Here is a 17,104-nt window from a genome sequence, read left to right on the forward strand (position 1 = left end):
CTACATCCTTAAGTATTCCCGGAAAATCCTGCCATGCCGATTTCCCCGAAGCGCTTCTTTTGTCTGCAGCTATTCTGCAAGCGCTGCTTTGATCATGATCGCGCATTCCACGCGCTTTCTTTGCATCTTGCATCCTATATCATAGGTGTCATGGATCGTGCCGTGGAAATGATACGCATTCGCCATACAGCCTCCGCTGCAGTAGAATTTCGCGAAACAATCCCTGCATTTCTCCTTCGAATATACATTGCAGCTTCGGAAATCATCTGCAATCTCCGGCTTTATGATACCGTCTTCCACATTTCCCATCAGGAATTCTTCCTGTCCTACAAACTGATGACACGGATACAAATCCCCCCATGGCGTCACTGCCAGATACTCCGTTCCCGAACCGCACCCCGACAATCTCTTCGCCACACAAGGTCCACCGTCTAAGTCTATCATAAAATGAAAGAATTGAAAACCTTTTCCTTCTTTTTCCCGCTGAATCATAACACGGGCAAGCTTATCGTACTCTTCCATAATCTTAGGAAGGTCTTCTTCGCGGATGGCATAAGGGTCGCTTGCATCCCCCACCACCGGTTCTATAGACATCTGTGTAAAGCCCAGATCGGCAAAATGCAGAATATCTTCTGAGAAATCCAGATTCTCTCTGGTAAATGTCCCCCGGATGTAATATTTCTCCTGATTACGGCTATCGGCAAGCTTCTGAAACTTCGGAACGATCAGATCATAGCTTCCCTTCCCGTTACGGAACGGACGCATCCTGTCGTTAACCTCGCGGCGCCCGTCCAGGCTTAAGACAACATTATCCATCTCCTGGTTGATGAATTCCTGTATCTCATCATTCAGCAATACGCCGTTGGTCGTCACCGTGAACCGGAAATGCTTGTCATGGAGCTTCTCCTGCTGCCTTCCGTAAGCCACAAGGTCTTTCACCACCTGCCAGTTCATGAGCGGTTCCCCGCCGAAGAAATCCACCTCCAAGTTCCGTCGGCTTCCGGAATTGGCAATCAGGAAATCAAGCGCCTTCTTTCCCACTTCAAAGCTCATCATTGCACGCCTGCCATGATACTCCCCTTCTTCTGCAAAGCAATATCTGCAGGCAAGGTTACAGTCATGGGCAATATGGAGACAAAGCGCTTTCACCACCGTCTTGCGCTTCTTCACCTCGCCGATCATGCTCTCATATGTATCTTCTACAAACAATTGCCCTGCCTCTGTAAGCTCTGTCACGTCTGCCAGGGCATCCTTAATATCGTCCTCGCCGTAGCTTACGCCAAGCTTCTGCACCAGTTCTTCTAAGACTTCCGGATCCCGAAGCTCCGCCGCCGCTGGTTCCTTCACACCCCCGGACAGCGCGGCGATCACATCGTAACACAACTCGTCCACCACATGGACCGCGCCGCTCACCACATCCAGAACGATATTGTATCCATTATTCTGATACTGATGAATCAAGGTTATGTACCCCTTTCATTGGAATGTCAAACGACAAGAAACAGCGACCAAAAGACCGCTGTCTCAAGCTTCTCTATAAATCTGATTATTTCTTCTGTTCGCAGGTCTGATTCCCTACCGTGCAGGATGTCTTGCATGCTGACTGGCATGACGTCTGACACTCACCGCATCCGCCCTTCTTCAGGCTGTTATTCATGGTCTGTGTATTTAATGTCTTTACATGCTTCATGGTCATGTTCCTCCTTATCTTTGCTTAACTTCTGTTATTATAGCATCACATCTGCATTTTCGCAATAACTTTATGTCTTTGATTTACGATAGCATTCCGCCTGCCATCCCCCCGCCTGCGCATAAGACCATTGTGGTGATCAGGTTCGCTGCATCCCCGTTCAGGGTGCGGTATACTCCCAGCGTAATCAGAAGAAGCAGTCCAAAGTACCCGATTCCAAGGCCCAGCCCCCACAGGTATCTTCTCACCCTGGCGAACTTACCGATGATAATGCCGCCGATCAGAGTCGCCATAATATAGATTGCGATGATGGCAGCGGACACTGCCTTCTCGTTCAATTCAAACTTATACAGCGCCACTGCCAGAAGCAGCAGAAGAATCCCTGTGATGACATAAGAAGCCAGAAGTGATTTCAATATCCACATGACCCATGAATCTCTCTTAAGCTTCCTTTCCATTTCCGTCCCTCCCTTGCATATAGACTTCGTATATCCCTGCACCCGCAGTATAATGATATACGAGTCCTCTACCACAAGATATGACGGAACCTTCATGTTTATTCTATTTATTCTTCTATTGCTCCATCTGGCTTCCCAGGAATGCCGCCGCACAGGCGGCCATCTTCTGCTCCAACTCGCCGAGTTTCTTCTTAGCGTCGCGGGACAACAGGATTACTCCTCCGATCACATCTCCCTCGCAGAGGATCGGACTGATCACCTCGTGTTCATAATCCTCATCCTGTGTATCCACGATCGGAATATATGCCTTCTCCCCCGCTGATGCCGCAAGCTGCGTTCTGGCGCCTAAGTGCCGCTCCAACTGCCTGCTGATATATTTGTCTTGGAGTTCCTTCTTCCCGTTTCCTGCCGCCGCAATGACCTGGTCCATATCGCAGACACATACCAGACATCCCACCGTCTGCGACAGGCTCTCTGCATACTGTCTGGCAAAGGTTGACAGCTCGCCGATGGGCGAATATTTCTTCAGGATGATCTCGCCCTCCCGATCAGTGAAGATCTCTAGGGGGTCGCCCTCCCGGATCCTTAATGTCCTTCGGATTTCCTTTGGGATCACTACCCTTCCCAAGTCATCGATTCTCCTTACAATACCCGTGGCTTTCATATATCAATTCCTCCATCTGTAGATTTCATATCACTCGTTACGATGATACTATTATCTGTAAGCGAAGGAATTTTATACCGAAATATGGGAATATTTCATTCGGAATTATTTAATTTAATATTACATCATCCAGACAACCGCCCGTTCCTGGCTTGCACTGTCTGTTACTTATCATCCGGTGTATCAGCCTTCCGCCGCCTCTTCCTCCAGACAAAGATTCCTCCCGCAATCAATATCACGGCTGCCGCCGTCAATATAATCACCTTTCTGATATTGCCAAGGATCGTACGCCCAATACTCTTCCTGGCCGGCTCCGTCTTCTCTATTTCTTTTTCCGGCTCCCCCATAAAACGCCCGGTATCAATCTTCTCCATCGCAAGCCCGGCGATCAATCTCTGTCCCTCCTGATCCGGGTGCAGTCCGTCCCTCTGGGTATGCTCACAGATCTCAGATTCAAACAGATCCACCACATGATAATCGTATTCCTCCGCGTGATCATACATAACCTGGTTCATATTCTGGATCACCTCATCTACTACCATGTTCATCGTCCCGGGAAGTTCAAACTGGTTGACTGGATTATAGATATCCGTCACCACAAGCTGAGAGCCGTCTTTTCTATACTGCGAGATCGTCTTCATCACCGCAACCCATTGCTCATCAAACGCCGCATAATCCCAGTCTTCCAGCATTCCCAATACTCTCATTACCAACAGCGGATTCCCCTCTATCCCTTCCTGCAGCGCATCAAATGCATCATATGCACTGGTGAATCTCTGATCCGTCTCCAGAATCTCCCGTACCGTAAGCTTGAATTCCTGCATCAGATCATTGGCGCCGATCGTCAGCGTAATGATGTCTGCCCTCTCAAGAGAGGCAGCCGTTTCTTCCGTACTCAGGACATCTGAATTCAGCCTTGCCGAAGTCAGCCCGTTCTTCGCATAATTCACATATTCCGTTGGAATTCTGGTCTCCTCCGACACTGCGTCCGCAATCAACTGCGGATAACTCTGCAGATCTTCTTGCTTCTTTCCTGCATAGCCCTTGGCAATACTGTCACCAAATGCAGCGCAGTATATCTTCTCCTCCTTCTTCTCTTCTGCCTGACCTTGCAGAACAGGCAGACAGCTCATTACAAGAATCGCACAGATCAATATATATAATCCGTTCCTTCTCTTCTTCCACCACTCACATAACATATGAACACTTCCTAATTAAAATTCTAACATGTTCCTAATACCGATTATGCACATCCTCCGCAAAACACATCAAGTCCTTAAGCTCGATCACTTTCCCGTCGTCCAGCACAGCCTTACCGCTCATCCGTCCGAATACCTGATGCTGGTCCGTCTCTATGATTACCGCCGCGGTCCTCGCCGCCCGGTCAAGTACCGGAACAAAATCCATCTCGAACCTTCCGTCGCTGGAGGTGAATCTCCACTACTGGATACCCAGCGGAATTTCCGTCTGCTGACATTATCCTTCGTATCTGCAAGCCCTGAATCCTTCCTATCCGGTCTCTGACTGGAATCAGAATACCCCTTTTCTCATGGATAAATGTCCACGCTCCGCTTTTGTCCCTGTAAAAACCTGGAACACCGGCAAGGTGCAGGCCATCCGACTGCAGCTGTTTTGCAATCGCTGACATGCCTACAACTGGCGTCGTTTTATATTCCAGAAGTTCAACATCCTGTTCTGTCAGTCCGCGGTTCATAAGGTTTTCTTTGTGGTCTGCCGCCAATGACAGCTTATCAAGCAGCGCCGTATAGACGCTGTTCCGCGATTCAATGTCAGCAAGCGGGCATTCCTCTTTCTGCTTTTCCACAATGTTCTTCTTCGGACGGACCATAAGCTCTGGAGATCCAATCCGTTCGACCAGTTCTCTTCTGACCTTATCCCGCGGCGCTCCTGTGTAAAGTGCATATAAATCAAAAATACCTCCGGATATCCCACATCTCGGACAGCGAAACACTTCTTTTTCAGATTGATATTTAGATGCTTTTCTCTCGGATTTTCGTCACAGCACGGGCATTGTATGTAATACGAGCTTCTGCCTGCTGTCGGCATAGGCAATCCAAGCAGCGAAATAATATCTCACATGTGAAATATCTCCATACGTCCTCCTTTCCTTAACCTGAGCAGTCTCGGAAACTCTTTAAGCCCGAATTTCCGCTCTTTTTTCATGTTCTTCTTTTTTGCTTTCCTCCATATCCCAGAAAACATTTTTGTTAAATTTTCAAAAAAGTATTGACATATAAGTCAAAATGTGCGGCGCGTTTGGTGACCATATACGCCAGTCACCAAACGCGCCCCTTGTAGTTAAGAAGCGCCTGTGCCACACGCACAGCATTAAACTAAACTACTAGAGGTGCACTTTATGATCAAGTACTGGCAGTCCATGCAAGATTACAAGTACTTTCTCAACGAATCCAAAGTCCATTTCGATTCCTCTGAAAGAGTCCGGCTCCATACGGAGCTTTGGAAACCATGGCAGAAACTCCGCCTTTTCGATACCGATAAGGCCATGGAGTTCCTTCTGCCCTTTTACTCCAACACTGGCAGGCCCGCTAAGAACCAGCCACAAATCTTAAGGTCTTTTATCCTTTTCTTTCTTCTATTTTCAGAAGGTTTGGCCAAGCTATCCCTTACCCTTTGGGTCGACAGGCTCAAACATGACCGCCTCTTGCCGCTCTCATCGGCTGCACTACGGATTCCCTGCCGCCCCTCGGTTCTTATTTTGACTTCATGGACAGGCTCTGGACTGCAGCGCTTCTTCTATCACGTGGCTGTCCTGCCTTCCATGGAATCCGGTCTCATACCAAGGGAACACCTTACGGTTTCCGGAGACGGCACCGCCGTGCATACCCATGCCTGCCCACGCGGGCACCACAGGGTTGGCGCACCGGAAAACCTGCGGCATTTCCCCGACCCCGATGCTTCCTGGGGCTGGGACAGCGACCTGGAAAAATATTACTCATACTTCGCAACCTAAAGCTGCTTATCATTACGATTTTATAAGCCTTGCAATAGTAAAAATAAAATAGCTTTATGCCGCATTGGGCATAGTAAAGCGTTCTCTCCACGGTGTGGGGAGATTGCCGATAAATGTACAGAGCAGTCCGTTGATCTGTTCATCCGAAGCTTTGAAATGCTGTTTCACACTCTGCAGCATGATGTCCAAAATGAGAATGATTGCACAGTCCATCATTTCATTTATGATATCCCGCTGTACCTCATAAAATAGTTCTTCCAGACTTCTGTTATCTGTATTTTGGAAACGCTCAATTGCCAGTATCATGTACCGTATTGCAACGATTACCATATGTGAAGTAATGGCATCATAGCTTGTACTGTGGCATTCCGTACGAAGTTTTAAATAGCTCTTTGACATTTTAAAATAGGTTTCAATTTTCCAGCGCATCGTGTACGCACGGAGGATTTTCTCTTCATCTAAGGTCATGTCAGTGCATACAAAGCATACCCAGTCCTTGCGGTTGCTGTGATTCCGTACGTAGACCAGTTTTGCCTTCATGGCATTCCCGGTACTGTCAGGAATGATAATATCTACAGACAGGAGGTATCTGGAACGCCCCCTGCGCTTTTTGTTCCTGCTGTAGATTTCTTTTACATTCAGTTTTTTCTCCTCGCCTGTTGCGGGATCTCTCCAGATATATTTCGTGCTGTTCTTTTTGATCATCGCTATGACATCTGTTCCTATCCCCTTGAGCGCAGCCAGCTGGGATGGACTGGAAAACCATGTGTCAAACAGGACATAATCGAATGGTTTCCCCTGCTTTGTGTGCCTGCTTTACCATATGTTGGACAACAAGGGTTCCCTTTGTTTTTGCCATTGCCCGGCGCTTTCCGCGTAGTGTACGGCAATCGATTCGGACATTGGGTCCAACCATTTGTTTCTCATCGCGCGTTGACAAAAGGGACTGTGCAAAAGGAATGAATGTCTCTCCATTTGTCCATCCACCAGTCATCATGCGGTATCCAAGACGGGTCTTATGATCATTATGGTCAAAAACCCTGGCACATAATTCGGTTCCCTTTCCGCCGGTCCGCGCATATAAAGAATCATCAAAAATCAGAGCATTGATATGTTTGTCTGTGGTCTGTGACTCTATATCTAAAATGACATTTTTTGCTGTTTCCAATTGCAGCCTTTCCCAGTTAGCTCCGGGAAGCTTATCAAAACGGTAAAATGTGTCTTGCTTATAATCCCGGAAGAATGTGTCCGTCTTAAACATCAGATACGCACTTGCAGGGGCAAAACACACGAGAAGTTTGTCGATAAGCAGATCCTTGGCACTCACAACTTTCTCAAGGACGGGTGATTGTTTCAGATCACCCAGCAGACGGGAAATCGGGTTATCAAAGTATGTCATCCCGCTGTTGACAAAAATGTCATCGACCATTTTTATGACACCACATTTCCTAAGAAGGGGACGACCAATGTACTTATCAAAAAAATTTTCAATACTATCTAAGAGTTGTTTGCTATTATCAAAGATTTCGGCTATGCTATTCATGGTATAAGCCTCCGTTTTTAAATGGTTTTCGGCTAATTCCATTATAACAAAAACAGAGTGCTTATACCTTTTTATTTTTGATTTTCTCTGTATTTTCAACTAACACAGCACAAATTCAGGTTGCGAAGTATGAGTAATAATCAATTAAGTCTTCATCTACTAACTGTCCGACAAGATTCGCTCCACCACATATCCAAACATCTTTTCCGTCTTCCTCTTTTAGCCTTTTTACTAAATCAACAGGATTTATGTTTACAAATCGGATTTTTTCAGAGGAAGTATGCTCATTATGTGTGATAACATAAGTTGTAAATTCGTTATATATCCACTCTTTGGGAGAAAGTTCAGTAGCAACCTGATGATAAGTATTCCAACCCATTAAAATCGTATCAATGGTTTTTACAAACTCAGAATAGGTATCTATATTCTCATCATCAATGCCTTGTCCGTTCAACCAGCCAACACCGCCCTTACTATCTGCAATATATCCGTCAAGACTCATTGCAATAAATAAACTTATTTTTCTCACGCTTTTTTATCTCCTTAACTTGCGATTTGCATTTCCTTATTATTCCTAATTCCAATTTATATCAATCAGCTCTGAGATTTCCTCAACCGTATCCAAAAGCACATGGATTTTTTTAGCTGTTCCGGTGTTTTCATTACAATACCTCCATGTAAGTCCTTATTTTTTCTTCTATCCCGAAGGTTTTTCCATACTTCAGCAATTTATGGACATCCGGCCGGTTTTTGAAATATTCCTTGATTGCCTGGATATACAGCTGCCTTTCAATCTGGTTTCTGTCTTTGATCAGATCGCACAGGCAGCGCTCTTTGTCATACAGCCGGATTACCACTCCCTGCGGAGACTGCGTTTCCGTAATACCGAGATCATAAAAGCCCTTAAACTATGATAATCAAATATCCTCTGTAATTTTACGGAACACATCCACCACGGGAATAACTCCAGGATATCTTCCAAATTCTAAAAATTCTCATTTCAAAAATGGAAAAAGCAGTTAATCATCAATGACTAACTGCCCTGAACCCTGTATTCGTTATAAGTGCCTGTCGGTATCCCTTGCACCATATATCAGGCGCCGGACCTCCATCACGTCACCAATCACCACATAATAGACAACATAATTCCTCACATAAATTCGATAATAAGGATGGTCACGCTTTTTTACAGAACGGTATGGCTCAAAGGCAACAGGATTATCCAGCCTTTCCAGGATAGCGGACTCCACATCATCAATCAGCCGAAGCGCTGCATCCTCATTTTTCAAAACATTTGTAATATAATTCGCCGTACTGATCAAATCCTTCTCAAATATCGGCAAATACCGGAGCTGGTAAGGTTTATGTTCCATGCACCTCACCCCTTGCATTACGGAAGACTGTTTCATGGGAAAGCCTCTCTTCCGATATAGATGCCTGCCGGTCAGCTTCATCAAGTTTCATTTCAATACTGTCTGTCAGGCTTGCATACTCCTCCAGGCTTAAAACTACCATCGCACCATAACCGTTCTTTGTCAGGTAGACCGGCTCCCCATTGTTTACGATGGTCTCAATCTCCGGGAATTTATTCCTAAGGTCAGAAACGGGCCGAATCTGTATCATACTTAATCGCTCCTTTCTCATCATTATTCTATCCTAATTTTATCAGAATATTATCAAAAAGGCAATCTTTACTTCATGTTCATTTCAAATTTGTGGTTCGCCCGAAATGGTTTATTAAAAAAATACAAATTCCTGCCAGAGAACGACAAAAGGGACGCCGCAAAAGCAGCATCCCCCTATTGTGCCAAAGTATCTAATGTTGCAAAAGCATAAAAACCAGATGTTGTTGATATCTCTTCATGCCCGAGTAATTGTTGGATATGTGCTAAAGGCAGACCAGATTGATAAAGATCCATTGCCCTTGTTTTTCTAACCATATGACAATGACACGAATCAGGCATTTTGATTCCTTTGCTTCCTGCCGCCAAACAGCAGTTTTTGATTAGCTTCTCTGCTGTATCAGAAGATAAATGGTGTTTCTGACCATAAGTCGTTGCATAAAAGAGAGGTAGCTTACTGTTCGTTCCTTCGTGGAATTCTTCCAGATACCGATTCAAATGCCGGCATGTTTTTTGCATTAGTGGGACATTCCGGTATTTATCCCCTTTCCCATGGACTGTAATGTATGGAATCTCTGCTTTAAGATGGAGGTCTCCCAATTTTAACTCCAACAATTCTGAAATCCTTACCGCACTGTCGTACATCAAAACCAGCATCATCTGGTTTCTTCTCCCTGTCCTCGTTCCGATGTCCGGAGCTGCCAGTATAGCTTTCATCTGGCTTTTCTCAAAGAATTCTATTGGTTTTGCAGGAATCTTTGAATTTTTAATATCACGGATACTGATATAGAAGGCAATCAACTCATGGTGTTCATTTGCCGCATATTCAAGAAATGACCGCAGCGAAGTCAGACGAAGGTTGCATGTTTTTGGTGTCCGCATTTTTATGTTTAAGATCCAATCCTGATATTCTTTTACCTGAATCCGTGAACCTAACCTAAAAACTGAACCACTACCGGCTAAAGCCGGTAGGTTCGATTTGCTGCTAAAGCAGCCTGAAGTTGTCCGTGCTCTTCTTTATGCTTTTGTACTTTAATTTTATCCAATCTCGAAGTTATCTGATTTGTTTTTCTCCTGCAAATCCTGGTTTTTGATATACTCTCTGATGATTTCATCCGTCACATTTCCACTACTTGCCACAAAATATCCTCTTGCCCACAAATGCTGTCCCCAGAATTGCTTATTCAAATCCTTATATTCCATTTGCAACTTTCTGGATGTATTCCCTTTGATATATTGTACCAATTTGCTTGCAGACAAGTGCGGTGGAGCAGATACCAGCATATGGATATGGTCTGCTCCTACATGCCCTGCCAAAATTTCCACATCATTACTTTGACAGATGATTCGGATCAGTTCTCTTGTCCGTATTGCTATCTTCCCTGTAATCACAGGTTTCCTGTACTTTGTAATCCACACCAAATGATACTTAATGTCATACGTACAATGTGACGATTTTCTATAATGCTGCATATTCTTCACCTCAAGTTTAGTATCTCTATTTTTTCCCTTTTCTAAACTTGAAGATATAGGGTTGACCTAAAGGTTTCGCCTTAAGGCGAGGGTTTTAACCCCATTATACAGACAATAAAATGAAATCGGTAAATAAGAAATATGAGGCACTCTTTGTACCAATTTCATGCCAATAAAATATTGTTTTCGATAATCATACACTTTGAATCAAACTACTATCCAGCCGCTTAGGTAAAATTTCTCTAAAATTGCCATACCTTAACTAAGGCTCATCGAACCATTCCAATGGCAAGGAAAATGTAGGATATCTTTCGTTTATTTTGCAGCTTGGAATATCCTGCTTATTTGTGAAGCTGCGTTCCTCCAGGGATTACTCCGCCCCAGATCAAGTCTCACCTGCCTTGCATGCTTTGTCACAACCCCGGGGGTCATGATGATCCGTTCAACTACCGTGCGTAGCCTCCGGCGGTTTACGGGTCTTTTCATGGGGATATCGCTGATCCTAAGTGATGCCTGTCCAATCATCCGCAGGAGATTGTAGGCCAGCTGGATCAGTTCCAGGACAAGTTCGTTTGTTTCGAACTTTCCAGATGGAAACTGCTCTGCACATAAGTCCGTCTTGATTTCGCTGTGGTACTGTTCCATTTCTCCATGTTTATGGTAAAGCTCTATGATGTCTTCGTCCGAAAAGTCTACATTGACGGAGTACATATCACAGTCAATTTTAGGGCTGATATAGTACTGCCCATCATGGTCACAGGCACGCTCTGTTATAGGAGGCAATTGGTGGAGCGATAACAATACAACCATAATGTCTCTATTGCCAGAAGGTTATGCAAGAATCGACGAGTTACAAAAGAGTACAGCGAATGGTAAAAACGTATTAGTTGCCATGAAATTTGGAGAAGATACAAAACCGCTCCGGGAAGCCATTCGAACAGGCATCTGCAATGCTGGATATATTGCAATTTTTATAGATGAAGTGCAACATAATGATTTTATTACGCCCGAATTATTAAAACACATAAAAAACAGTAAATTTGTAGTTGTGGATCTTACACATCAAAATAACGGGGCTTATTTTGAAGAAGGCTATGCAATGGGACTTGGTAAACCTGTGATTCAGCTCTGCAGGACTGGTGTGAATTTGCATTTTGATGCCGCACAGAAAAATACGATTATGTGGGATACCGAATCTGATATTCCGCAGCATCTTAAAAACCGGATTATAGCCACAATCGACTGAGCGGCAAGACTTTACTTCATATAACCGGCAGATTTAGAAAACACAACCATAAAACGAAATACCTGCATCTTGATGATAACATACCAAAGCAGCAAACCATTTAAACAGGTTTGTTGCTTTTGTATTCTTACCCCATACTATTTCTTTCATGGCTCATATTTCCCGTAATCTACTTGATATTATTCCGCAAACTGAATATAATATATTATAAGAGCTGTTTCGTGAACCCTATCATCAAAAATCTGTTATGGTAAAAACAAGAAAGGAACCGGAAAATGAAATTTATGACAACAACTGAAACCGGTAAAAAGTGGAACCTGTCTGCCCGCCGCGTTGGGGTCCTTTGCAGTGAAGGGCGGATTCCCGATGTGCAGAAAACCGGAAACACCTGGCTCATCCCGGAGAATGCAGAAAAACCTGCCGATGCACGCATTAAGAGTGGCAAATATATAAAATCCAAGATTGAAACGGAGGAACAGGCAGAATGATTGATATGGCTTCTATTTTAAATTCAAAAGAACATGTTAACATGGAAGTAAAGGCAGCAGGCAAAGGAATTCCAAACAGCATCTGGGAAACCTATTCGTCCTTTGCCAATACATTTGGCGGCACAATCATCCTTGGTATAGAGGAGGATAAAGCAACAAAAGAATTTATCCCCAGAGGCATTCCGTATCCGCAGCAAATGCTCTCAGATATCTGGAACACACTGAACAACCGGCAGAAAGTCAACACAAACATTCTTCTTGATCATCATGTTTACCATACTGGTTATAAAGAAATGACATTTATCGTAATTGAAGTGCCCCGTGCCGACCGCCGGGACAAACCTGTTTATGTCGGGCAGGATATGTTCAAAGGGACTTTCCGCAGGAACCATGAAGGAGACTACCACTGCTCTGCAGAAGAGGTAAAATCCATGCTCCGCGACCAGGCGGATACCACTCAAGATGCCCTTGTGCTTGAAAATCTGCTGATTGGCGACCTGAACCAGGAATCTGTCCACCGATACCGGATTCTTTTTAACAACTTGAAACCTGACCACATTTGGTCAAAGCTGGGCGATGAGGAATTCCTCCTGAAAATCGGCGCCGCAAGGAAAAGCCAGAATGACGGCAGAATCCATCCCACCCTCGGCGGCCTGATTTTTTTCGGAGATTTTATCACTATCACCGATGAGCTTCCGAACTATTTTCTTGATTACAGGGAGCGCCTTTCAGGTGATACACGCTGGTCTGACCGTGTAAGCTCCGGTGATGGCACCTGGAGCGGCAATATCTTCGACTTTTATTACAAAGTAATAGACCGCCTGACTGCAGATGTAAAAAAACCGTTCAAACTGGATTCCAATTTACTGCGGATAGATGATACGCCTATCCATAAATCCCTGAGGGAATGTCTCGCAAATGCCCTGATCCACGCCGATTTTTATGGCCGACGCGGCATTGTGATTGACAAAGAATTCCGTAAAATCACGATTGCCAACCCAGGCACATTCCGTATCAGCATTGACGAAGCTATCGCAGGCGGTATCAGCGATGCGCGGAACGGGAGGATTTTTAATATGTTTGCCCTTATTAATGTGGGCGAACGTTCTGGAACAGGTATTTGCGATGTATACCATGTCTGGGACGAGAATGGGTTTAAGAAACCTTCTTTCGTTGAAACGGTTGACCCTGACCGTGTTGTCCTGACTCTACAGATAGAAACTGATGGCAATCCTGATGGTAATGATGGCTATCTTGATGGTAATGATGGCTATCTCACACAGAATGAAATGCTTGTATTACAGGTTATAACCCAAAACCCTGGCCTGTCTGCCGCCAAGATCGGGTCTCAAATCGGTATCTCAAAACCATCTGTGGAACGGGTTCTCCGATCCTTAAAGGATAAAGGGCGAATCCGCAGAGAAGGCTCTACTCGCGGCAAATGGATTATATTAAAGTAAAGGATGTTGAAAATGCCAAAGCAATTCAAAACCAATGTCATTTACTTAACGAGAATTCGGATATTATGTCCGAATTCTTTTTTTCTACCAGTAACCCAAATTTTTTAATTATTACTTGACAAGTACCTCAAAATGTGCGGCCTTTTTCTGATTACTCAGAAAAAGGCCAATTAATCAGGAACTGTTTATTCATTATTTACTTTCACCTGATTAAGGAGGTACTTTTATGAAATACGCTGATGTTGTCAAAGCAATGCTGCTCGCTTCCATCCATGAGCTTGCTGCCAATCCCCAAAATTATGCTCTTCATCCCGGTAAAGACTTTTCGCGTAATCGAAAACTGGGATTCAAACATCTTCTCCTTATGCTCCTGACTATGGAAGCTGACTGTATTAAGGAAGAACTTTACCGCTTTTTTGGACGTTCTACGGATGCTCCTTCAAAAGCTGCCTTTTATAAACAACGCAAAAAGATTAAAAATGATGCCTTTAGAAGCCTTCTCGTTTCTTTTACTCAAAAGTGTAAAAAGAAGTTGTTTAAAGGCAAATATTCCTTAGTCGCTTGTGATGGTTCTGCGGCCGATATTTTCAGGAATCCGGATGATCCGGATACTTTCTTTGAACCAAATGGAAAGTCCACCAGAGGATTTAACCAAATCCATATCAATGCTTTCTTTTCTGTTCTGGACAAAAAGTTTACGGATCTCTTCATCCAGCCTTCCCGGAAACGCAATGAATACAGCGCATTCTGCCAGATGGTTGACCGTTCCGAAGCAGATACCCCTGTCATTTATTTGTGTGACAGAGGCTATGCCTCTTATAACGCTTTTGCACATGTAATTGAAAATGGGCAGTTCTTTCTCATACGCTGTACCGATGCCAAGACGGAAAAAATTCTGGGGGTTCCTTTAAATGGCGTCAGGCAGCTTGATTATCATGTGGACCGTATTTTATCCAGATCACATTCTAAGAAAAAACGGCTTCATCCTGAACTGGAAGAACAATACCGGTTTGTGTGCCAGGATGTCCCTATGGATTATATTACACAGGACCATCCCGAATACAGACTGTCCCTGCGCATCATCAGGATTGAATTATCGGAGGGCTGTTACGAAAATCTGATCACAAATCTTCCGGATCTTGATTTCGATATCGATGATTTCAAGGACTTGTACCACCTAAGATGGAATGAGGAAACTTCTTTCCGTGACCTGAAATACCCATTGTGTCTCAAAGCATTTCATTCCAAAAAATATGAATACATTGTACAGGAAGTATGGGCAAGGGCAATCCTGTATAATTTTTGCTCGGAAATAGCTATGGCAGTAGAGCTCCCTGAAAAAAAGACGAAACATGTATATCAGGTTAACTATTCGGAAGCAATCAAAACATGCCGGGACTTTTTGAGAATACATGATGGGACAACAACATTAGACGTGGAGGGCCTGATCGCTCAGAATATCCTACCGGTCAGGCCCGGGCGAACCTTCGCACGCCAAGCAAGGTTCAAACTTCCAATCAGCTTCTGTTATCGAAACTAACAAAAACAGAGCTAAACATACTAAATATACCTCAAAATGAGACGAATGAAAATGATTTTTTTAATTTCATAAATTCGTCTTGTTGTTATGTCTTTCTATTGCCATAAATCCATACATTGCACCACAAAATCGGGAGTACTCCCCATTTTACAGCATTCCATCTGCATTTGGGAATAGAAATCCCCCCTCTTTTTCTTAAGTTGATAGAAAATCTGGTCGAAAACAACAGATCACATTATTATTATTAGAAGTTAAGTAAATGACATTGATTCAAAACAGCAAGACAAATCAATAAATTAAAGGTAATTGAGGCCGCCGAAAAGCTTGGCGTCTCCCAGCCGACGCTCAGTGCCTGGGAGGGCGAGCGGAAATCCCCCTCCATGGACAGCCTTGAAAATATGGCGGACCTTTATGGAGTTACAACCGATTTCCTGCTTGGCCGATCTGATGCCCAAACACAGGATTACAAACAGCCGATTCCACTCCAGTCATTGCCGGCTTTTCATGGCAGACCAGTATGGTCTGCCGCTTATGGATGGCTGCTGGTGAATGCTGCTGACGGGCTGTTGACTTTTCCGGACGGACATACTATGCCGTTTACAGATATAATCGGAGAATTATTTATCCTGGCTCCGCCATTTTCTGAAGCAGAGCCGCCACATGAGACGCCACTGTCCCGGTCTGAAGTTAAAAGACAAGAAGAAATCTGGCTGGAACCAATTTCACCAGACTCAAGTTTGAGGAAAGAACTGCAGGGATACTACCATGTAAAAGGCCGATTTGTTGAAAATGAGTATGGCAATCGGTTTTACCTGGATACTTATGGTTCCAAATGGCTGGCATTCCATTCTGAAACTGAACCATAACAAAAGAACCGACGCTCAGCATAGTGCAGGCGTCGGTTTTGATTATTCATGCTTTCTGAACAGGCTGCCAGATATTCAATTTTTATGTTCAGAACACAATAAGGAGAAGAACATTTCTATTTTTTTCCTATATGCATCCCCCCATTCCAAACGGTATTCTTTCATTTCAAAAGTTCCACCACCTCCTCTCGGTTATATGCTGTATAAGGAAAAGCCGCAGGGCTGAGAATCTGCATCATCTGCAAATTCATCGGCTCTGCGGCTTAGCGGCTGGCTCATGAATTACGGTTATTTGAGATTGCTCCACATCTATATAGTATTTCCCGTTATAGTATTTCCCGTTTGCACTTGTATCTAATCTTTATCCATTCTTTTTACCCTTTACTTTCCTTTAAACATCTACTAATTTATCAGCGATTTTATGAAACCCGCCAACTGCTCCTTCCTCAATTTTTTTGTAACCGTGGCCCACTCCTTCCTCGATTTTTTTTAGCCACCAACTACGTTTTCAGCTATTTTTTCATTCGCCTTAACCAGTTTTGATTTTGCCATAATTCTATTCTCCTTTTTAATTTGTTTCAGCTGATGGTATAAGAATAGCAACTCATTATTTGAAATATATTTGGAATTTGTTTGAGAAATATTAATTCTTATTGACATATCTGTAAGGCGGATTGCTCGTCAAGTGTTCCCCGGCCTTGCCGCGCATTTTCACAACCACGCGGATTTTCTTGCTGGTGTCCTTTGCGTAATAATCGTTAAAAACATTTTTGTAAACGGCAAAATCATTCTCACCTTTGGCACTGTCCACATCATCATTGACAGCGATAAAGCGGACGTCATAAGCAGGAAAGATGAAATCCTGCTGGTGACCCATGTAGGAATACTCGCGTCCCAGCTTGAACAGGTCTTTGACAATCAGCGCGGAAACGAAATAATCCTCCACATATTTCATCATTTCCAAAAATCCGGGCCTGCTAAAAATCTGTTATTATGCCGAAAAATCACAAAAGGCAGCTTCTAAAAGTCAGAGCCGCCTTTTCTTTTTGAAAAATATTTCGC

The 17,104-nt window shown here is 43.9% G+C and carries 22 protein-coding genes and 1 pseudogene; 6 read left to right on the forward strand and 17 right to left on the reverse strand.

The annotated features are described in order from the left end of the window. Positions 1-69: 69 nt before the first annotated feature. From scfB to VSQ62_RS18090, 7 genes are all read right to left on the reverse strand, one after another. A complete protein-coding gene (scfB, locus tag VSQ62_RS18060) occupies positions 70-1,461 on the reverse strand; it encodes a thioether cross-link-forming SCIFF peptide maturase (RefSeq protein ID WP_334636173.1) in 1,392 nt (463 codons plus the stop codon). 85 nt (positions 1,462-1,546) lie between these two features. Further along, positions 1,547-1,690 (reverse strand): six-cysteine ranthipeptide SCIFF, encoded by a 144-nt coding sequence (gene scfA, locus VSQ62_RS18065; RefSeq protein ID WP_016221654.1) that lies wholly within the window; start codon positions 1,688-1,690, stop codon positions 1,547-1,549. Positions 1,691-1,773: 83 nt separating this feature from the next. Beyond that, the gene (locus VSQ62_RS18070; protein WP_334636174.1) at positions 1,774-2,148 is read right to left on the reverse strand and encodes a TIGR04086 family membrane protein; all 375 of its coding nucleotides are present in this window, start codon (positions 2,146-2,148) and stop codon (positions 1,774-1,776) included. Positions 2,149-2,263: 115 nt separating this feature from the next. Next, on the reverse strand, positions 2,264-2,812 hold the full coding sequence (gene spoVT / locus VSQ62_RS18075; RefSeq protein WP_334636175.1) for a stage V sporulation protein T: 549 nt from the start codon (positions 2,810-2,812) through the stop codon (positions 2,264-2,266). Between the two features lie 164 nt (positions 2,813-2,976). Next, positions 2,977-4,011, reverse strand: a complete 1,035-nt coding sequence (locus VSQ62_RS18080; RefSeq protein ID WP_334636176.1) for an SGNH/GDSL hydrolase family protein — start codon at positions 4,009-4,011, stop codon at positions 2,977-2,979. Positions 4,012-4,045: 34 nt separating this feature from the next. Beyond that, a complete protein-coding gene (locus tag VSQ62_RS18085) occupies positions 4,046-4,219 on the reverse strand; it encodes a DUF2804 family protein (RefSeq protein ID WP_334636178.1) in 174 nt (57 codons plus the stop codon). After that, positions 4,197-4,637, reverse strand: a complete 441-nt coding sequence (locus VSQ62_RS18090) for a hypothetical protein (RefSeq protein WP_334636179.1) — start codon at positions 4,635-4,637, stop codon at positions 4,197-4,199. Before VSQ62_RS18090 ends, VSQ62_RS18085 begins: the two co-directional genes overlap by 23 nt. Before the next feature lie 552 nt (positions 4,638-5,189). On the opposite strand from VSQ62_RS18090, the gene VSQ62_RS18095 reads away from it, so the two are divergent. Then, positions 5,190-5,804, forward strand: a complete 615-nt coding sequence (locus VSQ62_RS18095) for a hypothetical protein (RefSeq protein ID WP_334636180.1) — start codon at positions 5,190-5,192, stop codon at positions 5,802-5,804. 54 nt (positions 5,805-5,858) lie between these two features. Here VSQ62_RS18095 and VSQ62_RS18100 read toward each other — a convergent pair whose 3' ends face one another. The 9 genes from VSQ62_RS18100 to VSQ62_RS18140 all read right to left on the reverse strand — a co-directional run bounded on the left by VSQ62_RS18100 (position 5,859) and on the right by VSQ62_RS18140 (position 11,252). Then, positions 5,859-6,581 (reverse strand): transposase, encoded by a 723-nt coding sequence (locus VSQ62_RS18100; RefSeq protein ID WP_334637704.1) that lies wholly within the window; start codon positions 6,579-6,581, stop codon positions 5,859-5,861. Then, positions 6,574-7,347, reverse strand: a complete 774-nt coding sequence (locus tag VSQ62_RS18105) for a hypothetical protein (protein WP_334636181.1) — start codon at positions 7,345-7,347, stop codon at positions 6,574-6,576. Before VSQ62_RS18105 ends, VSQ62_RS18100 begins: the two co-directional genes overlap by 8 nt. 115 nt (positions 7,348-7,462) lie before the next feature. Further along, the gene (locus tag VSQ62_RS18110; protein WP_502957764.1) at positions 7,463-7,876 is read right to left on the reverse strand and encodes a dihydrofolate reductase family protein; all 414 of its coding nucleotides are present in this window, start codon (positions 7,874-7,876) and stop codon (positions 7,463-7,465) included. Positions 7,877-8,009: 133 nt separating this feature from the next. Then, the gene (locus VSQ62_RS18115; protein ID WP_334636182.1) at positions 8,010-8,204 is read right to left on the reverse strand and encodes a hypothetical protein; all 195 of its coding nucleotides are present in this window, start codon (positions 8,202-8,204) and stop codon (positions 8,010-8,012) included. Between the two features lie 201 nt (positions 8,205-8,405). Beyond that, on the reverse strand, positions 8,406-8,720 hold the full coding sequence (locus tag VSQ62_RS18120) for a type II toxin-antitoxin system RelE/ParE family toxin (RefSeq protein WP_300887477.1): 315 nt from the start codon (positions 8,718-8,720) through the stop codon (positions 8,406-8,408). Next, the gene (locus VSQ62_RS18125) at positions 8,710-8,970 is read right to left on the reverse strand and encodes a type II toxin-antitoxin system Phd/YefM family antitoxin (protein WP_300887479.1); all 261 of its coding nucleotides are present in this window, start codon (positions 8,968-8,970) and stop codon (positions 8,710-8,712) included. The genes VSQ62_RS18120 and VSQ62_RS18125 overlap by 11 nt, the downstream gene beginning before the upstream one ends. A gap of 176 nt (positions 8,971-9,146) precedes the next feature. Then, positions 9,147-9,851: a tyrosine-type recombinase/integrase gene (locus tag VSQ62_RS18130; protein ID WP_334636183.1), complete on the reverse strand. Its 705-nt coding sequence runs from the start codon at positions 9,849-9,851 to the stop codon at positions 9,147-9,149. A 156-nt stretch (positions 9,852-10,007) separates the two neighbouring features. After that, a complete protein-coding gene (gene tnpA / locus VSQ62_RS18135) occupies positions 10,008-10,442 on the reverse strand; it encodes an IS200/IS605 family transposase (protein ID WP_334632532.1) in 435 nt (144 codons plus the stop codon). 315 nt (positions 10,443-10,757) lie between these two features. Continuing rightward, positions 10,758-11,252: a transposase gene (locus VSQ62_RS18140; RefSeq protein WP_334636184.1), complete on the reverse strand. Its 495-nt coding sequence runs from the start codon at positions 11,250-11,252 to the stop codon at positions 10,758-10,760. Positions 11,253-11,262: 10 nt separating this feature from the next. Here VSQ62_RS18140 and VSQ62_RS18145 point away from each other — a divergent pair, with 10 nt between their 5' ends. The 5 genes and pseudogenes from VSQ62_RS18145 to VSQ62_RS18165 form a co-directional block, all read left to right on the forward strand. After that, positions 11,263-11,688, forward strand: a complete 426-nt coding sequence (locus tag VSQ62_RS18145; protein ID WP_286083110.1) for a hypothetical protein — start codon at positions 11,263-11,265, stop codon at positions 11,686-11,688. A gap of 284 nt (positions 11,689-11,972) precedes the next feature. Then, complete coding sequence (locus VSQ62_RS18150; RefSeq protein ID WP_502957765.1) at positions 11,973-12,176, forward strand: DNA-binding protein; 204 nt, start codon at positions 11,973-11,975, stop codon at positions 12,174-12,176. After that, positions 12,173-13,636 carry a DUF8451 domain-containing protein gene (locus VSQ62_RS18155; protein WP_286083112.1) on the forward strand — a complete coding sequence of 488 codons (1,464 nt, stop codon included), beginning with the start codon at positions 12,173-12,175 and terminating at the stop codon, positions 13,634-13,636. The genes VSQ62_RS18150 and VSQ62_RS18155 overlap by 4 nt, the downstream gene beginning before the upstream one ends. A gap of 226 nt (positions 13,637-13,862) precedes the next feature. Continuing rightward, the gene (locus tag VSQ62_RS18160; protein ID WP_334635976.1) at positions 13,863-15,176 is read left to right on the forward strand and encodes an IS4 family transposase; all 1,314 of its coding nucleotides are present in this window, start codon (positions 13,863-13,865) and stop codon (positions 15,174-15,176) included. A gap of 284 nt (positions 15,177-15,460) precedes the next feature. After that, a pseudogene (locus tag VSQ62_RS18165) lies at positions 15,461-16,042 on the forward strand (helix-turn-helix domain-containing protein); the annotation flags it as partial. A 643-nt stretch (positions 16,043-16,685) separates the two neighbouring features. Here the strand turns inward: VSQ62_RS18165 and VSQ62_RS18170 are convergent. After that, a complete protein-coding gene (locus VSQ62_RS18170; protein ID WP_334636186.1) occupies positions 16,686-17,006 on the reverse strand; it encodes a recombinase family protein in 321 nt (106 codons plus the stop codon). Positions 17,007-17,104 lie beyond the last annotated feature (98 nt).

Source organism: Sporofaciens sp. JLR.KK001 (genome assembly GCF_036941055.1).
GTDB lineage: Bacteria > Bacillota > Clostridia > Lachnospirales > Lachnospiraceae > Sporofaciens.

Excerpts from the sequence above, each read along its gene's own strand:
- scfA (WP_016221654.1), bottom strand. The coding sequence starts at position 1,690 with ATGAAGCATGTAAAGACATTAAATACACAGACCATGAATAACAGCCTG.
- VSQ62_RS18070 (WP_334636174.1), bottom strand. The coding sequence starts at position 2,148 with ATGGAAAGGAAGCTTAAGAGAGATTCATGGGTCATGTGGATATTGAAA.
- spoVT (WP_334636175.1), bottom strand. The coding sequence starts at position 2,812 with ATGAAAGCCACGGGTATTGTAAGGAGAATCGATGACTTGGGAAGGGTA.
- VSQ62_RS18080 (WP_334636176.1), bottom strand. The coding sequence starts at position 4,011 with ATGTTATGTGAGTGGTGGAAGAAGAGAAGGAACGGATTATATATATTG.
- VSQ62_RS18085 (WP_334636178.1), bottom strand. The coding sequence starts at position 4,219 with ATGGATTTTGTTCCGGTACTTGACCGGGCGGCGAGGACCGCGGCGGTA.
- VSQ62_RS18095 (WP_334636180.1), top strand. The coding sequence starts at position 5,190 with ATGATCAAGTACTGGCAGTCCATGCAAGATTACAAGTACTTTCTCAAC.
- VSQ62_RS18105 (WP_334636181.1), bottom strand. The coding sequence starts at position 7,347 with ATGAATAGCATAGCCGAAATCTTTGATAATAGCAAACAACTCTTAGAT.
- VSQ62_RS18120 (WP_300887477.1), bottom strand. The coding sequence starts at position 8,720 with ATGGAACATAAACCTTACCAGCTCCGGTATTTGCCGATATTTGAGAAG.
- VSQ62_RS18125 (WP_300887479.1), bottom strand. The coding sequence starts at position 8,970 with ATGATACAGATTCGGCCCGTTTCTGACCTTAGGAATAAATTCCCGGAG.
- VSQ62_RS18130 (WP_334636183.1), bottom strand. The coding sequence starts at position 9,851 with ATGCGGACACCAAAAACATGCAACCTTCGTCTGACTTCGCTGCGGTCA.
- tnpA (WP_334632532.1), bottom strand. The coding sequence starts at position 10,442 with ATGCAGCATTATAGAAAATCGTCACATTGTACGTATGACATTAAGTAT.
- VSQ62_RS18140 (WP_334636184.1), bottom strand. The coding sequence starts at position 11,252 with ATGGTTGTATTGTTATCGCTCCACCAATTGCCTCCTATAACAGAGCGT.
- VSQ62_RS18150 (WP_502957765.1), top strand. The coding sequence starts at position 11,973 with ATGACAACAACTGAAACCGGTAAAAAGTGGAACCTGTCTGCCCGCCGC.
- VSQ62_RS18155 (WP_286083112.1), top strand. The coding sequence starts at position 12,173 with ATGATTGATATGGCTTCTATTTTAAATTCAAAAGAACATGTTAACATG.
- VSQ62_RS18160 (WP_334635976.1), top strand. The coding sequence starts at position 13,863 with ATGAAATACGCTGATGTTGTCAAAGCAATGCTGCTCGCTTCCATCCAT.